Raw genomic sequence first — 16,175 nt, 5'->3', positions numbered from 1 at the left:
TTAGAAGGAGTGTGTCCATGAAAATTTCGCAAAAAGAAGAGTTTAACGCAGCACTTCTTACGTGGTACCATCTAGAAAAAAGAGATCTGCCTTGGAGAAGAACGTCCGATCCTTACTATATATGGGTTTCAGAAGTGATGTTGCAACAAACTCGAGTCGACACTGTCATCCCGTATTATGAGAAGTTTATCGCCTCGTTTCCGACAATGGAATCTTTGGCGGAAGCTGAAGAAGAGCGGGTTCTTAAACATTGGGAAGGCTTGGGGTATTATTCCCGGGTCAGAAATCTACAAGCAGGTGTCAAGGAAGTTGTTGAAAATTATAATAGTGAAATCCCACACACCCGTGAGGAGATTCTGAATTTGCGCGGAATTGGTCCCTATACAGCAGGTGCAGTATTGAGCATAGCTTATGGAGTGCCTGAACATGCAGTGGATGGAAATGTCATGCGCGTCTTTTCGAGGCTTTTTTTGATCGAAGAGGATATTGCCCTGCCGAAAACGAAAAAAGTGTTTGAACAACGAGTGATGGACGTGATAGATGAAACAGATCCTTCCTCTTTCAATCAGGCGATAATGGAACTGGGAGCAACAATTTGTACACCCCGCCCTCGTTGTTTACTGTGTCCGGTTAGAGATTTTTGTTCTGCCTTTGAATCGGGGAAGCAGGAAGAACTACCGGTTAAAACGAAAAAGCTCAAAAAGAAAGTCATGACAATCCAATCATTTGCAATTTCTGAACCAGGCGGCAAGTGGTTATTAAGAAAGAGACCGGAGCAAGGTCTTCTGGGGGATTTTTGGGAGTTCCCGCAAATTGAATGTGATCCTTCGATGGCTTCCATAGATGTTCTCAAGGAAGATACGGGACTTATTATTGAACAAGGAGCTGCTTTTGCTCAGTTCAAACATGTTTTCTCCCACGTTACGTGGTTAGTCGAAGGGTATCATGCAGTGCTTCATGACAGCTCACCCATTCCGGAAGGGTACCGATTTTTTTCCGGGGAAGAATTGGAACGCATCCCTAAATCGAAACCGATGAGCAAACTCCTCGTGCATCTAAAAAATAAATAAGTGCAAGTAGGATAATTTTTGGTCGTCTGGATATGCTAGTTGTTACGGAGGTGAAAATCCATGACAACTAACAACCAGCGGAACCAGAAAAACAATCAGAAACAGCAACAAAATCAACAAAACAATCCGCTCATGAACGAAGAGTTTGGAGCCGAAACTGATGTACAGCACGTGAAACAACAAAACCAAAAAGCTGAAGCGAAAAAGCAACAAGCTTCAGGGCAACGTGCAAATCGTTACGGAGACCAGACAAAGTAATTGGATGGACACCACCGGCCGGCAGGAGCAATCGTCTCCTTGCCGGTTTTTCTATGCCCAGCAGGTGTAAACATTTTCTATTTTCAGGTACGGTTGGTATAATGTTGTGATAAGTATGGAGCGGAAAATTTCCGGGTCACGAAAAGGTGGTTTTAAAGATGGATATTCCTAAAGAAGGGGAAATAGTACAAGTACATAGTTATAAGCATGACGGCCATATCCATAGAGTCTGGCAAGAAACAATGGTCCTTAAAGGTACGCGGAATACTATTATTGGAGCGAACGATCGAACCCTTGTAACGGAATCTGACGGCAGGACGTGGATTACCCGTGAACCCTCCATTTGTTATTTCCATGCAGAACGTTGGTTTAATATCATTTGCATGCTTCGGGAAGATGGCGTGTACTATTATGTCAACATCAGTTCCCCGTTCGTATTTGATAACAATGCCATCAAATACATTGATTACGATTTGGATGTTAAAGTGTTCCCGGATATGAGCTATCTCATTTTGGATGAAGATGAGTATGCAGAGCATAAAATGATAATGGGGTATCCTGAAGTGATAGATAAAATTTTGCGACGGAACCTGGAGACACTATTAAGTTGGATAAAACAGCGTAAAGGACCATTTGCTCCTGATTTCATAGATGTCTGGACTTCCCGGTATGAGTTTTATAAAAAAATGAAGAGTGAAGAACGATAAGCCGGGCTGCGATGTTTGCGGCAGGCTTTTTTAGATAGGAGAGATGGAATGGGCGATAGTACAAAACGTTATATGAAATTCGTCAAACCGTATACATGGCAGATTATATTAACTGTCGTCATCGGTATCATCAAGTTTGCGATTCCACTATTTATCCCTTTTCTCATTAAGATTGTAATCGATGATGTCATCGGTTCACAAACGATGTCAGCGGATGAGAAAACAACACAACTTTTCTACTGGCTTGGTGGAACAGCGCTTGTATTCTTCATTATCCGGCCTCCGGTTGAATACTACAGACAATATTATGCTCAGTTAGTCAGCAACAAAATCTTATATGACATACGCCAGAATTTGTATGGACATTTGCAAAAACTCAGCTTGCGTTTTTACACGGATACTCGTGCAGGTGAAGTGATATCCCGGATCATCAATGACGTTGAGCAAACGAAAAACTTCGTCATGATCGGCTTGATGAACGTATGGTTGGATTTAGCGACAATTCTGATTGCAGTTGTGATCATGCTGACGATGGACGTGCCATTGACGCTCGTCACACTGCTGGCATTCCCATTCTATGCGTATAGCGTAAAACACTTTTTCGGTAAACTGCGTAAGCTTACGGGTGAGCGTTCACAAGCGCTTGCGAACGTTCAAAGCTATTTGCATGAACGCGTCGCAGGGGTGAGTGTCATCAAGAGCTTTTCACTGGAGGAGATTGAACAGCAACGGTTTGATGAGACAAATGGAAAATTTCTCGACAAAGCGATTGAACATACGAAGTGGAACGCGAAAGCATTCGCCGTTGTGAACACCATTACGGATGTCGCTCCGTTATTGGTCATTTCATATGCAGGATATCAAGTTATCAATGGATCTCTATCAGTCGGAACAATGGTTGCATTCATAGCATACATTGAACGTCTGTACAGTCCGTTACGAAGATTAGTGAATGCATCGACGTCCTTAACACAATCATTTGCGTCGATGGACCGAGTGTTTGAATTGATGGAAGAACCTTACGAAGTGACAGACAAAAAAGATGCACGTGCACTACCAGCGATCCAAGGTGAAATCGAATTCGATCACGTAGGGTTCGCTTATGAAGAAGATGGATTTCCAGTCCTGCGAGACATGAACTTCACTGTAAAACCAGGAGAAACCGTAGCGCTTGTCGGAATGAGTGGTGGGGGGAAATCGACCATCGTCAGTCTCATTCCCCGTTTTTATGATGTTACCGGCGGGGCTATCAGAATCGATGGACACGACTTGCGGGATATCCAGACGAAAACGCTTCGTGACCAAATCGGTATGGTGCTGCAAGATAGTATTCTCTTTAGTGATTCTGTACGCAGTAATATCCTGATGGGAAAACCGGATGCATCAGAAGAAGAAATTGTATCAGCTGCGAAGGCTGCAAATGCGCACGACTTCATAATGGAGCTTCCTAACGGCTACGAAACGACAGTAGGGGAGCGCGGCGTTAAACTTTCGGGCGGGCAGAAACAGCGGCTTTCGATTGCACGAGTGTTCTTGAAGAATCCGCCCATGCTTATTTTGGACGAAGCTACTTCAGCTCTTGACTTGGAAAGTGAAGCACTTATCCAAGATTCACTGAGCCGGCTTGCTCATGACCGGACTACGGTGATTGTTGCACATAGATTGTCCACCATCACACATGCAGACAAAATCCTAGTCATTGACCACGGTGAGCTGAAGGAACAGGGAACTCATGCCGAGCTCATTGCAAAGCAAGGCATCTACTACAACCTGTTTCAAGTCCAATCTATCTGACCCCTAGCAGGCAATTAAGAGGCAAACTCTTAATTGTCTGCTTTTTTTGATAGTATAGAAAATTGTCTTGATTTAACTCTGAAAAAACGTATAATACTGAATAGAAGTTATTTTGAGAAAAATAGTATTGGGAGAGGGCGGTACCATGAGCGAACGAAAAAAGGTCTTAGACGTTAAAGACTTGCAAACCACTTTTTTTACTGACTCAGGAGCAATCCCCGCAGTCGACCACGTCGATTTCTTTGTTAGAGAAGGGGAAGTGCTTGGTATAGTCGGTGAATCCGGATGTGGGAAAAGTGTGACCTCGCTATCAGTGATGGGTCTAGTACCGAAACCTCCTGGGAAAATTACGGGTGGCGAAATACTATTTCAGGGTAATGACTTGCTGAAGAAAAGCGAGAAAGAAATGCGATACATACGTGGCAATGACATTGCGATGATATTCCAAGAACCGATGACATCGTTGAACCCACTTTTCACAATTGGAAACCAAATGTCTGAAGCGATTTTAATCCACGAAAAGAAATGGTCCAAAAAGAGAGCCAGAGCTCGAGCGGTTGAAATGTTGAAATTAGTAGGACTGCCCCGTGCAGATGAATTGATTGACGAATACCCCCATCAGTTATCCGGCGGGATGCGACAGCGGGTCATGATTGCGATGGCACTCGTCTGCGATCCGAAGCTTCTCATTGCAGATGAGCCGACCACTGCTCTGGACGTAACGATACAGGCACAGATTTTGAAGTTGATGAAAGAGTTGAATACACGGCTCGATACTGCGATTATGCTGATCACACACGACCTTGGTGTTGTAGCTGAGACGTGCGAGCGGGTAATTGTCATGTATGCGGGGCAGGTGATTGAAGAGGCTCCAGTGAAAAAGATTTTTGAGGACCCTCAACACCCTTACACAAAAGGACTTATTCAGTCAGTACCGGATATGCGCTATAAAAAAGAACGCCTCTACTCCATTCCTGGGAACGTACCAAAACCCGGATCCATTAAGCAGGGATGTAAATTTGCAGCTCGTTGTGAATATGCATTCGACAGGTGTTTAGTAGAAGATCCAACACTGATTCACACAGAAACTGGTCATCAGACGAGATGCTTCTTATATAGTGAGGAAGGAGTGACCGAAGATGGACCAAAAGCCTTTGTTGAAAGTTGAAGGACTTAAAAAGTATTTCCCTATTAAAAAGGGGCTGCTAGGGCGAACAGTGGGGCATGTAAAAGCGGTAGATGACATATCGTTTTATGTAAATAAAGGCGAAACGCTCGGAATAGTAGGAGAGAGTGGCTGCGGCAAGTCGACGACTGGCCGGGTGCTCATGAGATTATTGGAACCGACTGAAGGAACTGTTGAGTTCGACGGGAAAGAATTGACTTCGTTATCGACGAATGAAATGAGAAAGATGCGTCGGGATATTCAAATGGTATTCCAAGATCCGTATGCCTCACTGAATCCAAGGCATACAATCGGTAAGATCCTTGAAGAACCGCTTCTCGTTCATGGCATTTCAGATGCGAAAGAACGCAAAAAGTCGGTCATCAAATTCTTGGAGATTGTTGGGTTAAGTGCATTTCACGCTAAACGCTATCCACACCAATTCAGTGGTGGACAACGGCAGCGGATCGGGATTGCACGAGCTCTCATGACAAATCCTAAACTGATCATTGCAGATGAGCCGGTTTCTGCGCTGGATGTTTCCATTCAAGCTCAAGTGTTGAACTTGATGCAAGATCTTCAGAAAGAGTTTGACTTGACCTACATTTTCATCGCCCATGATCTTGGCGTTGTGCGCCACATTAGTGATCGAGTCGGGGTGATGTATTTGGGCCGAATGGTGGAACTTGCACCGAGTGAGCAGTTATATGCAAAACCACTCCATCCATATACGCAAGCGTTATTGTCCGCAGTACCTGTACCGGATCCGGACTATGTAAAAGAACAAGTAATGATCGATGGGGATATCCCGAGCCCGGCGAATCCGCCATCAGGGTGCACGTTCCACACACGCTGTCCTTTTAAAATGGATATTTGTACGAAAGTCTCTCCGCAGTTGATAGAACATGAGAATGGTCAATCTGTCGCTTGTCACCTTTACAGTGAACAGGCAGACACTGACATAGAAGTGAAAGAAAAAGAGATGGAGGGGTCTTTATGAGGAAAGGGAAATTATGGTCACTTGCGCTGGTAATGCTTCTCGTTCTTTCTACAGCACTTGCTGCTTGTGGAAGTGACGACAAAGAAGAAGGCGCAGAAAAAGATGGTGGGAAAGCTAGCGGGAAAGAGAAGACGTTAGTATTTGGTCGCGGGGGCGATTCAACTTCTCTTGATCCGTCTCGTGTTACTGAAGGGGAAACTTTTAAAGTTACAGTCAATCTATTTGAAACATTGGTGAATTTCGGTGAGCAAGATACGACGATTCAGCCCGGCCTTGCAAAGGAATGGGAAACATCTGAAGACGGCTTGACGTATACATTCAAATTGCAAGAAGGCGTTAAGTTCCACGATGGTACTGACTTCAACGCAGATGCGGTTGTCGCGAACTTCGCACGCTGGTCAGCTGGGGATGCTGAAATGTTCCCATACTATAGCTCCATGTTCGGCGGATTCGATGGAGAAGAGGAAGCAGTCATCGAATCAGTTAAGGCGGAAGATGAAAACACAGTCGTTTTCAAACTGAAGCGTCCTCAAGCACCATTCTTGAAAAACCTAGCAATGAGCATGTTCGCAATTTCGAGCCCGGAAGCATTTGCAAAAGGGGATGACGAATACGAGCGGAATCCTGTAGGAACTGGTCCGTTCAAATTTGTCGAGTGGAAGCCGAACGATTCAATTACAATCGAGAAGAACGAAGAGTACTGGCAAGAAGGACTTCCTAAGCTTGATAAAGTCGTATTCCGTTCAATTCCTGATAATGCAGCACGTTTGAACGCATTGACGTCCGGTGAAATCGACTTGGCGGATGGCATTAACCCAGCAGACGGAGCGAAAATCGAAGGGGATTCCAAACTTCAGTTGTTCGAACGTCCTTCTATGAACGTCGGTTACCTAGGACTTACAGTAACACGTCCTCCGTTTGACAAAAAAGAAGTACGTCAAGCTATGAACTATGCAATTGATAAGAAAACAATCATTGATTCGTTCTTCGAAGGTCGTGCAGAATCGGCGAAAAATCCAATGCCTTCTTCTATTTCCGGTTACAACGACGAAGTTGAAGAGTATGCATATGATCCTGAAAAAGCAAAAGAATTACTAAAGGCAGCAGGACTTGAAGATGGTTTTGAAATGGAGCTATGGGCAATGCCGGTTCCACGACCTTACATGCCGGATGGCACAAAAGTTGCGGAAGTGATCCAAAGCAACTTGGCGGATGTCGGCATTAAAGCGAAAATCGTTTCCTATGAATGGGCAACATATCTCGACAAAGCAAGTAAAGGTGAAGCGGATGCCTTCATGCTTGGATGGACAGGAGATAACGGAGACGCTGATAACTTCCTCTACGTCCTACTTGACGAAGACAATATCGCAAGCAACAACTACACGTACTTCAAGAATGAAGAAACTCACAAACTATTCCTTGAAGCACAAACTGAAGTGGATGAAGATAAGCGTAACGAGCTTTACATGAAAGCTCAAGAAATCCTTCATGAAGAAGCACCATGGGTACCACTTGCTCACTCAACGCCACTACTTGGCGGAGCAGCGGATCTCACAGGATTTGTACCACACCCAACTGGTTCTGACTTGCTTTCAAACGTAGACTTCAAGTAAGTCTGTAACGTACATGTACGAGTTAAAGGGGGAGGCCATTCGCCATATCCCCCTTTCCTGTTTTTTTAAGAAGATTGTACTGCATGCGAACGAAATAAGAGCCATGAGAGGTGAACCGAATGCTCAGTTACATAGGAAAACGATTGTTTCAACTTATTCCTGTACTTTTAGGGATGACGTTTGTTGTATTTATGATGATCCGCGCAATACCTGGAAATCCTGCTCAAGTAATATTAGGTCAACAAGCAACACCTGAGGCGGTTGCTGCGCTCAATGCGAAGTTAGGTCTTGATCAGCCATGGTACATTCAATTCTTCAGTTATTTAAAAGGTCTATTCACTGGAGATTTAGGAGAATCGATGAGAACGAGATTGCCGGTTGCTGATGAAATTTGGCCATACCTTGCGGCGACACTCGAGCTTGCCTTGTTCGCGATGATTATCGCAGTCGTAATCGGCATCAATGCAGGAATCATTTCAGCTTGGTTCCAAAATTCATGGTTCGATTATACGGCAATGATTTTAGCTCTGGTAGGTGTATCGATGCCAATCTTCTGGCTTGGTTTACTTGGTCAATGGGCTTTCGCCATTGAGCTTCAATGGCTCCCGACAACAGGTCGTGAACAAGTACGTGACCCAGTTTCTGCAGTCACTAATTTGTATATGATTGACGCTATGCTTAATGGCAGATTCGATCAGCTATGGGAAGTGTTCAAGCACTTAATCCTTCCAGGTCTTGCACTTGCAACCATTCCGATGGCCATCATTGCCCGTATGACTCGATCCAGTATGCTCGAAGTGATGCGAGCGGATTATATCAGGACAGCGCGGGCAAAAGGTCAAAAGATGTTTTGGGTTGTCTACAAGCACGCTTTGAAAAATGCGATTATTCCGGTTTTGACGATTGTCGGTCTGCAAATGGGGATGCTTCTTGGGGGAGCAATTCTTACAGAAACAATCTTTGCATGGCCAGGTATCGGGCGCTACATTTACGATGCCATTAATTACAGGGACTATCCTGTCATTCAATCAGGGATTCTAGTCGTTGCATTCTTCTTCGTGATGATCAACTTAATAGTTGACTTACTCTATGGCGTTATTGACCCGAGGATTAAATATGATTGAGGAAGGAGGTTGGCACCATGTCTGAACTGACACCAAAAGTTGACGGAATCGCAGAAGCGAAACTTGAAAAAGAGTCTGGCCCATGGCGGGATGCATGGCTTGGCTTCAGGAAAAGTAAAGTGGCAGTAGTAGGGATGGCGGTCGTCGTATTCTTTATCATCATCGCGATTTTGGCACCGTGGATAGCGTCACAAGGCATTAACGATCAGAATATGGCGGACCGGCTCCATCCCCCTTCTGCTGAATATTGGTTTGGAACAGATGATTTCGGACGGGATATCCTCTCTAGAATCATACATGGCGCCAGAATTTCTCTGGCAGTCGGATTCTTCTCCGTAATCGGTTCGGTCGTTGTTGGCAGTATTCTTGGGATTATTGCCGGATATTATGGCCGCTGGGTGGATGTTATTATTTCCCGCATTTTTGATATCATGCTTGCGTTTCCATCCATTTTGCTCGCAATTGCGATTGTCGCAGTGCTTGGACCAAGTTTACGCAATGCACTGATTGCCATTGCCACCATCAACGTACCGAACTTCGGAAGGCTGATCCGTTCGAAAGTGCTCAGTATTAAAGAGGATGAGTACATCACTTCTGCCAAAGCGATCGGGATGAAAGATGCCCGCATTTTGTTTTCACACATATTACCGAATTCGATGGCACCTGTCATCGTACAAGGGACTCTTGCCATTGCGACTGCAATTCTAGAAGCAGCAGCCCTTGGATTCCTCGGGCTAGGTGCTCAAGCTCCTCAACCTGAATGGGGCAAAATGCTGGCGGATTCTAAGGATTATCTCCAATCTGCTCCCTGGACAATGATTTTCCCTGGACTTGCCATTATGTTGACTGTATTAGGATTCAACTTAATGGGGGATGGATTACGAGACGCACTTGACCCGAAAATGAAGAGTTAAAAAACCTAGAGGCGCAAGCAGCCTCTAGGTTTTTTAATAGATTTCATCTTCGAATTTCGTGTTGGTTTCACTGTCGTATCTGCGCTGATAGGTAACAACGAGACTATCCAAATGCTCCAGCTGTTCTTCGTAATTAAGGATAGCAGAGAGTATATGGAGTAGATAGTAAGTGGAGAACTCTTCATCTTCCTCTTTAGAAAGAACAATCTCTTTCACGAAGATTTCCATGACTTCATGCCGCTGGATATACTCATCATGTAGTCCCGTACTTAACTGATCTGCTTTTAACTTACCGACAAATTTCAAATGTAATTGTTCGTGATACGTAAGGATAGCATCCAAACGTTCCTGCACCATCATTTTAAAGTGATCTGGCAGCATAGCCAGCTCACTTTCATACAAGTGGAGCTTCTTCAGAACTTGAAGACTTGCGTTCGACGAAACAATCATTTGCCGATAAATAACGAGCTTCCGTGCTTTTGCATATTGGTTCTTCTTCAAGTAATACCGCTCTTCTTTGTATAACGAGTAGAGTTGATCGATATTCGTCAATTGTTCTCGTGAGTTGACAATTACGTTTTTTGTGGCGATAAAGTCAGATGCTTGCCGACCCGTCAAACGGATCCAACGGATGATTTCATCTTGTACTTGGTGAATTGATTGGAATAGCTTGACTTCGTATTTTGGCGGCATAAAGATGAGATTGACTAAAAATGCGGCAAGTACTCCTATTAGAATCGTCAAGACACGAAGTGACGCGAACAAAAGAAAGTCATCCCCTTGGATTTCCATGACAGCAACCGTAGTGACGAGTGCAAGGCCAATCGATTTTTCCAATCCCAGTTTGAGCATGACTAGTATCACAATCACAGCTGCGAGCCCTATGATGACCAATTGATGTCCGAAAACCAGAATGAAGACAACCCCGATGGTAGCACCGATCAAATTACCTTGAATTCGTTCAATAACCTCTAAATAAGACCGGTAAATGGTCGGTTGAATTGCAAATATCGCAGCAATCCCTGCGAATACTGGATTTGGCAAATCGAGCAATTGGGCAACGAACAATGCGAAGACGATCGCAACACCCGTTTTCAAACTGCGGGCACCAAGTTTCATGATTGTATTCCTCTCTTTAACGGTCTCTTTTGCGCTACTTTACGATAAATAGCTGAACTGGTCAACAGTCTGCGATTAAAGTAATTCTGCAAATGCCAGGTCAACAGCAACTAGTGTATCTTGTATGTCCTTTTCTGTGTGTGCTGAAGTGATAAACCAAGCCTCGTATTTAGAAGGCGCTAAATTTACGCCGTTCTTCAGTAAGAGTTTGAAGAACTTTCCGAAACGCTCTCCATCAGTCGCTTCTGCTTGGTCGTAATCCACAATGGTCTCTTCTGTAAAGAATACGGTAAGTGCGCCGCATTTCCGGTTAATAGTGATCGGAACGTGGTGTTTTTTTGCAGATTGGAGAATCCCTTCTTCCAGCATTGCACCGAGTCGATCTAATTCTGCATACAGACCAGGCGTTTGGAGAACTTCCAGACAAGCGATTCCTGAAAGCATCGATGCAGGATTTCCAGCCATTGTTCCTGCTTGGTAAGCTGGTCCGAGGGGCGCAACAGTATCCATGATTTCCGAGCGGCCGCCATAGGCACCGATTGGAAGACCGCCACCGATAATCTTTCCAAGAGCCATCAAATCCGGCTCCAGCCCAAGTAATTCAGCTGCTGATCCATAATGGAAACGGAATGCTGTGATGACTTCATCGTATACGATAAGCGCGCCTTTTTCTTTAGCAAGTTCATGGACAAGTGGAAGGAAACCTTCTTGAGGTTCCACGATGCCGAAGTTCCCGACGATCGGTTCCACTAGGATACAAGCGATCTCGTCTCCCCATTTGTCCATAGCAGCTTTAAATGCATCCGGATTGTTGAATGGAATTGTGATAACTTCTTCTGCAATGGTTTTAGGGACACCTGCTGAGTCAGGTGTTCCGAGTGTTGCAGGTCCTGAACCGGCAGCTACTAGTACAAGATCGGAGTGCCCGTGGTAACAGCCTGCGAATTTCATGATTTTTGTACGTCCTGTATAGGCTCGAGAAACTCTGATCGTTGTCATGACCGCTTCAGTACCTGAGTTGACGAATCTCACTTTATCCAAACCAGGGATGGCTTCTTTGATCATTTTTGCGAATTTCACTTCATGTTTCGTTGGTGTTCCATAGAGCAGACCATTTTCAGCCGCTTTCGTGACAGCTGCTGTTATATGTGGATGGGCATGCCCTGTAATGATCGGACCATATGCGCCTAAGTAGTCAATATACTTATTTCCATCAACGTCCCAGAAATAAGGGCCTTCTGCACGTTCCATGACAGTAGGCGCTCCGCCGCCGACAGCCTTATAACCCCGCGATGGACTGTTGACACCACCAACTATATGTTCACACGCTTCTGCATAGATTGTTTCTGAGTTAGATCGTTCCATTTCTATTCCTCCGTTCAAATCAGTTCTTTTCTATTTTACCTAAAAATGAACGAAACACCAAAGGAATTGAAAAAGACGGAGTAGTCCGATACTATAATAGGAAAGAATCCGATAGGGGGAATGAGGAATGTCAACGCTAGAAGGTTTGCATGCACCCGAATTTACGCTTCAAAATGAAAATGGGAATCCGGTGTCACTTTCCGATTATGCAGGAAAGAAGTATGTGATTCTTTACTTTTATCCGAAAGACTCGACACCCGGCTGTACTCTGGAAGCACAAACGTTTAAAGAGAGCCATTCGGACTTCAGTGCACTGGACGCGGTCATTTTAGGAGTAAGCCCCGATGGCGAAGCATCCCATCTCAAGTTCAGCGCCAAACACGGACTCCCATTTTCACTATTAGCAGACACTGAACACACTGTTTGCGAGCTGTACGGGGTATGGAAATTGAAAAAGACTTTCGGAAAAGAATATATGGGAGTTGAGCGTTCCACATTCCTCATCGATCCAACTGGCACTGTCATTAAAGAATGGCGCAAGGTTAAAGTGGATGGACATATCGATACGGTGTATCGAACATTGTTGCAGGTATCTAATGAAGGGAACGGTGAGTCACAATGACGAATGTGTTAATAACGTTTCCCATCAAGGAAAAGTTTCGTCAGGAGCTGACCGGAAAGTTCCCGCAAGTCCACTTTGACTTCTCGGATAGCATCGAAGGCGCAGGGGATAAAAAAGTCACCATCCTAGTTACATATGGCAGTGACTTGACTGAAGAAATTTTGGAACAGCTGACGGATTTGAAATGGGTAATGGTCGCGTCCGCCGGTGTTGATAAAATGCCTCTGGAAAAATTAGGAGAACGTGCAATCCTCGTGACGAATGTGAGTGGTATCCACAAAACACCTATGGCGGAGTCTGTACTGGCCCACATCCTTTCACTTAACCGGGCACTTCCTCTAATCCATGAGCAGCAAAAGCAAAAAGTATGGGAAAAGATGAAGTCCAGTGAATTGCGTGGCTCGAAGGCGCTAATTCTTGGACCAGGCGCCATTGGGGGAGAAATCGGCAGGTTGCTTCAAGCCTTTGGTGTATATACGATTGGTTGTAGCCGATCAGGTAGTGTTCATGACGGCATGGATGAGGATATCTCATTCGACTATATAACAGAACGCCTGCCCGAAGCGGATTATGTCATCTCCGTATTACCTAGTACTCGAGAAACACGCTGGATTTTGGATCGGTCACATTTCCAGCAAATGAAAGAGACCTCAGTATTTCTAAACTTCGGCCGCGGGGACTTAGTAAAAGAACAGGTGATTGTGGACGCACTCCAACAAGGTGAGATTGCCCACGCAGTACTTGATGTATTTGAAAAAGAGCCGTTACCTTTAGGAAGTCCGTTATGGGAACTGGGGAATTGTACGGTTTCTCCCCATGTTTCCGCATTGTCAGCCAAGTATGTGGAACGTGCTCTTGAGATATTCGAAGAAAATCTTCAAGTTTGGCTCAAAGGGAACGGAGAATTCAAAAATGTAATTGAGATAGAACGAGGGTACTAAATGCTGAGCAAGTGGTTAGTAAACCTCAATGGTTGACACCAGACAGCGAATTCAGTAAACTAATTATAATGATTATAAAGAAGTAATCCTTATGGAATAGAGGTGTTCGTTATGTCTGGTGCAATGCTTAAAGATGCGCTAGTCACATTGAAGGAAAGCGGCGTGCGGATCACTCCGCAGCGGCATGCCATTTTAGAATTCCTCATCTCTTCTGAAACCCATCCAACGGCTGATGAAATCTACAAAGCACTCGAGGGCGATTTTCCGAATATGAGTGTGGCGACAGTCTACAACAATCTGCGTGTCTTCAGGAATTCCGGTCTTGTGAAGGAATTGACGTATGGGGATGCTTCTAGCAGATTCGATTTTGTAACACATGATCATTACCACATCATTTGTGATGAATGTGGTAGTATTGTCGATTTTCATCACCCGGGGCTCGAAGAAGTGGAGCGATTGGCTTCCTACGTGACCGGTTTCAAAGTGAACTCTCATCGTTTAGAAGTGTATGGCATATGTCCTACATGTGAAAAACAAGCTACTAAAGCAAATTGAAAACACGTACTTCTCTTTCGCGTGAAGAGAAGTACGTGTTTTTGAATTTAACTATTCCGTTTGTTTGGTTTATTGTAGATTTCATCAAAGTCTTTTCCTTCAAGTGTGGGATCCATTGTAAGTGGTTCTCTACAGTGTCCGCACATGTCAACACGCCCAAGCATCTTCGTTTCCTTACCGCAATTCGGACAGACGATTTGAACGGCTCGGGTTGAAAGGGTTCCGATCCAAGCATAGACAACTACGCTGGCCAGAATAGCTAACACACCAAGAATCATGAACAGCAGCATGACGATTTCATACTTTCTGAAGAACAGACCGATATACATAACAATCACTCCGATGAAGATGAGTGAAAGAGCAAATGACCGAATGCGATTGATTTTATTCTTATAAGGTTTCATTGCATGACCTCCTTGTGATTCGCTCCCTTAATATAGCACATTTTCTACTAGAGCAACATAGGAGTCTCTTGAAGAAGGATTTGAGAAACCACTGGCGAACTTATATATCATCTAGGGAGGAATTACAATGGAACAAACACTCAGACCAATCTATCAAGAACGGGCAAGTTTTCCTGACACACTCGGTGTGCTACTCGTTAGCAAACGATGGGAAGGAGATCCCCTTACCGATACATTTGATGAAATTCTGCTGATCATCTCTTCATCAAATACAATCCCGATTCAAACGAAGCATTATACTGATGGGGAAGAGAAGGCTGCCCTTCACATCATCAGTGAAAGACAACTTAAGAAATGGCTCCTTCTTGGAACGAAACGAAAAGTTGTAGATTGGCTATTCTACGGCAAAGTCTTCTTCGATCGTAATGAGTATATAGAAGACTTGAAAACTGAACTGCAAGAACATCCTTTCTTCGGCAGGGATTTGAAAATGGGAATCGAGCTTGCGAAACTAGTTCGGCGTTATATGGAAGGAAAGACGTTTTTTGAGCAGCAACATTATATGGATGCCTATCATCATGCTGTCCAATCCCTTCATCATTTAGCGAGATTGTCAGTAATTGAAAAAGGCATTCTTCCAGAGGTAACTGTCTGGTCTCAAGTGAAGAAAATCGATCCTTCCATATATAAGCTCTACGAAGAACTTATTATGAGCGAGGAGCCGATTGAAAAACGGTTGGAGCTTATGTTCCTTGCAAGTGAGTTCTTCATTCATAACCGCACGGAGTATGGAGTGCATCATATCCTGAAGGTGATGTCGCAAAAAGAGACGTGGACAATTCAGGAACTTCATGAACATGAGGAATTGAGTATGTACTCAGTTGATCTTGAAATGCTGATCGAATTCTTAATAGAGAAAAACATTATTAAGGTTTTGTCTATCGACTCCAAGAACGAGTTCCTTTATCATCGTATGTATAGTGTAATCGACTAACAGCCGTAAACACCGGCTGTTTTTTTGTCTTAAAACCGCGTTGTGAAGCACTTCTGAAACTTTTTTTGAAAAAGTGTTGACGTACAATTGCTTTCAATGTTATTATAAATCTTGTCGCCGCGGAGGTAACTAACTAGCTTACAAAATCCGCTGAGATGAACGAAAAAAGTTTTTCAAAAATAACTTGACTGAGTATCTCAGTCGTGTTAAGATAATCAAGTCGCTTCGAGAGAACGGCGAAATGAACCTTGAAAACTGAACAGCAAAATGTCAATGAATTATCGTTTGGGAAACCGGCTTTGCCGGCGGAACAAACAAAACAGATCTTAATCGATCTGATAGACATCAGAAATGATGCCAGTACGAATTGAGCAATCAATTCTCATGCTGGCTGACGAGATGTAGTGCAGTACTAGGAAGCGATCGAGTGAAGGAGGGAGCGTACTTTGGTACGTGACCGACTGAGCAAGTGAAGCTGACGACGTAATGTGCTGCAGATCGACTGCCGGTTTTATGGAGAGTTTGATCCT

At 44.2% G+C, this 16,175-nt stretch carries 17 protein-coding genes; 13 read left to right on the top strand and 4 right to left on the bottom strand.

Annotation, left to right across the window (positions count from 1 at the left end; all coding sequences use genetic code 11):
• The first annotated feature begins 17 nt into the window (after positions 1–17).
• The 9 genes from mutY (at position 18) to nikC (ending at position 9,645) form a co-directional block, all read left to right on the top strand.
• Positions 18–1,070, top strand: a complete 1,053-nt coding sequence (gene mutY / locus ABE021_RS05780; protein WP_430287386.1) for an A/G-specific adenine glycosylase — start codon at positions 18–20, stop codon at positions 1,068–1,070.
• Between the two features lie 60 nt (positions 1,071–1,130).
• Positions 1,131–1,328: a gamma-type small acid-soluble spore protein gene (locus ABE021_RS05775; protein WP_430287385.1), complete on the top strand. Its 198-nt coding sequence runs from the start codon at positions 1,131–1,133 to the stop codon at positions 1,326–1,328.
• A 158-nt stretch (positions 1,329–1,486) separates the two neighbouring features.
• Positions 1,487–2,035, top strand: coding sequence for a nucleoside tri-diphosphate phosphatase (ntdP, locus tag ABE021_RS05770; RefSeq protein ID WP_430287384.1), 549 nt, complete (start codon positions 1,487–1,489; stop codon positions 2,033–2,035).
• Between the two features lie 48 nt (positions 2,036–2,083).
• Positions 2,084–3,829 (top strand): ABC transporter ATP-binding protein, encoded by a 1,746-nt coding sequence (locus tag ABE021_RS05765; RefSeq protein WP_430287382.1) that lies wholly within the window; start codon positions 2,084–2,086, stop codon positions 3,827–3,829.
• Between the two features lie 145 nt (positions 3,830–3,974).
• Positions 3,975–4,997, top strand: coding sequence for an ABC transporter ATP-binding protein (locus ABE021_RS05760; protein WP_430287380.1), 1,023 nt, complete (start codon positions 3,975–3,977; stop codon positions 4,995–4,997).
• The gene (locus ABE021_RS05755) at positions 4,969–5,994 is read left to right on the top strand and encodes an ABC transporter ATP-binding protein (protein ID WP_430287379.1); all 1,026 of its coding nucleotides are present in this window, start codon (positions 4,969–4,971) and stop codon (positions 5,992–5,994) included. The genes ABE021_RS05760 and ABE021_RS05755 overlap by 29 nt, the downstream gene beginning before the upstream one ends.
• Complete coding sequence (locus tag ABE021_RS05750; protein WP_430287378.1) at positions 5,991–7,607, top strand: ABC transporter substrate-binding protein; 1,617 nt, start codon at positions 5,991–5,993, stop codon at positions 7,605–7,607. Before ABE021_RS05755 ends, ABE021_RS05750 begins: the two co-directional genes overlap by 4 nt.
• Before the next feature lie 119 nt (positions 7,608–7,726).
• Positions 7,727–8,731, top strand: a complete 1,005-nt coding sequence (locus ABE021_RS05745) for an ABC transporter permease (RefSeq protein ID WP_430287376.1) — start codon at positions 7,727–7,729, stop codon at positions 8,729–8,731.
• Positions 8,732–8,748: 17 nt separating this feature from the next.
• Complete coding sequence (gene nikC / locus ABE021_RS05740; protein WP_430287375.1) at positions 8,749–9,645, top strand: nickel transporter permease; 897 nt, start codon at positions 8,749–8,751, stop codon at positions 9,643–9,645.
• Positions 9,646–9,678: 33 nt separating this feature from the next.
• On the opposite strand, the gene ABE021_RS05735 is transcribed toward nikC, so the two are convergent.
• Positions 9,679–10,764, bottom strand: coding sequence for an FUSC family protein (locus ABE021_RS05735; RefSeq protein WP_430287374.1), 1,086 nt, complete (start codon positions 10,762–10,764; stop codon positions 9,679–9,681).
• A 75-nt stretch (positions 10,765–10,839) separates the two neighbouring features.
• Positions 10,840–12,129 carry a glutamate-1-semialdehyde 2,1-aminomutase gene (locus ABE021_RS05730; RefSeq protein WP_430287373.1) on the bottom strand — a complete coding sequence of 430 codons (1,290 nt, stop codon included), beginning with the start codon at positions 12,127–12,129 and terminating at the stop codon, positions 10,840–10,842.
• Positions 12,130–12,256: 127 nt separating this feature from the next.
• Here ABE021_RS05730 and bcp point away from each other — a divergent pair, with 127 nt between their 5' ends.
• The 3 genes from bcp (at position 12,257) to perR (ending at position 14,247) form a co-directional block, all read left to right on the top strand.
• Positions 12,257–12,751 (top strand): thioredoxin-dependent thiol peroxidase, encoded by a 495-nt coding sequence (bcp, locus tag ABE021_RS05725; RefSeq protein WP_430287372.1) that lies wholly within the window; start codon positions 12,257–12,259, stop codon positions 12,749–12,751.
• On the top strand, positions 12,748–13,692 hold the full coding sequence (locus ABE021_RS05720) for a D-2-hydroxyacid dehydrogenase (RefSeq protein ID WP_430287371.1): 945 nt from the start codon (positions 12,748–12,750) through the stop codon (positions 13,690–13,692). The genes bcp and ABE021_RS05720 overlap by 4 nt, the downstream gene beginning before the upstream one ends.
• A 111-nt stretch (positions 13,693–13,803) precedes the next feature.
• Positions 13,804–14,247 (top strand): peroxide-responsive transcriptional repressor PerR, encoded by a 444-nt coding sequence (gene perR, locus ABE021_RS05715; RefSeq protein WP_430287369.1) that lies wholly within the window; start codon positions 13,804–13,806, stop codon positions 14,245–14,247.
• Between the two features lie 47 nt (positions 14,248–14,294).
• Here the strand turns inward: perR and ABE021_RS05710 are convergent, their stop codons facing one another.
• Positions 14,295–14,651, bottom strand: a complete 357-nt coding sequence (locus ABE021_RS05710) for a YgzB family protein (RefSeq protein WP_430287368.1) — start codon at positions 14,649–14,651, stop codon at positions 14,295–14,297.
• A 127-nt stretch (positions 14,652–14,778) separates the two neighbouring features.
• On the opposite strand from ABE021_RS05710, the gene ABE021_RS05705 reads away from it, so the two are divergent.
• Positions 14,779–15,645: a nucleotidyltransferase-like protein gene (locus tag ABE021_RS05705; RefSeq protein ID WP_430287366.1), complete on the top strand. Its 867-nt coding sequence runs from the start codon at positions 14,779–14,781 to the stop codon at positions 15,643–15,645.
• Between the two features lie 326 nt (positions 15,646–15,971).
• Here ABE021_RS05705 and ABE021_RS05700 read toward each other — a convergent pair.
• A partial coding sequence (locus tag ABE021_RS05700; RefSeq protein WP_430287365.1) for a hypothetical protein occupies positions 15,972–16,175 on the bottom strand: 204 nt, incomplete at its 5' end.

The sequence above is a fragment of the Sporosarcina gallistercoris genome (assembly GCF_050459885.1).
Classification (GTDB): domain Bacteria; phylum Bacillota; class Bacilli; order Bacillales_A; family Planococcaceae; genus Sporosarcina; species Sporosarcina gallistercoris_A.
This window is presented reverse-complemented; position numbering and strand designations above follow the sequence as displayed.

Coding starts and splice junctions, on each gene's coding strand:
- mutY (WP_430287386.1), top strand. CDS start 18: ATGAAAATTTCGCAAAAAGAAGAGTTTAACGCAGCACTTCTTACGTGG.
- ABE021_RS05775 (WP_430287385.1), top strand. CDS start 1,131: ATGACAACTAACAACCAGCGGAACCAGAAAAACAATCAGAAACAGCAA.
- ntdP (WP_430287384.1), top strand. CDS start 1,487: ATGGATATTCCTAAAGAAGGGGAAATAGTACAAGTACATAGTTATAAG.
- ABE021_RS05765 (WP_430287382.1), top strand. CDS start 2,084: ATGGGCGATAGTACAAAACGTTATATGAAATTCGTCAAACCGTATACA.
- ABE021_RS05760 (WP_430287380.1), top strand. CDS start 3,975: ATGAGCGAACGAAAAAAGGTCTTAGACGTTAAAGACTTGCAAACCACT.
- ABE021_RS05755 (WP_430287379.1), top strand. CDS start 4,969: ATGGACCAAAAGCCTTTGTTGAAAGTTGAAGGACTTAAAAAGTATTTC.
- ABE021_RS05750 (WP_430287378.1), top strand. CDS start 5,991: ATGAGGAAAGGGAAATTATGGTCACTTGCGCTGGTAATGCTTCTCGTT.
- ABE021_RS05745 (WP_430287376.1), top strand. CDS start 7,727: ATGCTCAGTTACATAGGAAAACGATTGTTTCAACTTATTCCTGTACTT.
- nikC (WP_430287375.1), top strand. CDS start 8,749: ATGTCTGAACTGACACCAAAAGTTGACGGAATCGCAGAAGCGAAACTT.
- ABE021_RS05735 (WP_430287374.1), bottom strand. CDS start 10,764: ATGAAACTTGGTGCCCGCAGTTTGAAAACGGGTGTTGCGATCGTCTTC.
- ABE021_RS05730 (WP_430287373.1), bottom strand. CDS start 12,129: ATGGAACGATCTAACTCAGAAACAATCTATGCAGAAGCGTGTGAACAT.
- bcp (WP_430287372.1), top strand. CDS start 12,257: ATGTCAACGCTAGAAGGTTTGCATGCACCCGAATTTACGCTTCAAAAT.
- ABE021_RS05720 (WP_430287371.1), top strand. CDS start 12,748: ATGACGAATGTGTTAATAACGTTTCCCATCAAGGAAAAGTTTCGTCAG.
- perR (WP_430287369.1), top strand. CDS start 13,804: ATGTCTGGTGCAATGCTTAAAGATGCGCTAGTCACATTGAAGGAAAGC.
- ABE021_RS05710 (WP_430287368.1), bottom strand. CDS start 14,651: ATGAAACCTTATAAGAATAAAATCAATCGCATTCGGTCATTTGCTCTT.
- ABE021_RS05705 (WP_430287366.1), top strand. CDS start 14,779: ATGGAACAAACACTCAGACCAATCTATCAAGAACGGGCAAGTTTTCCT.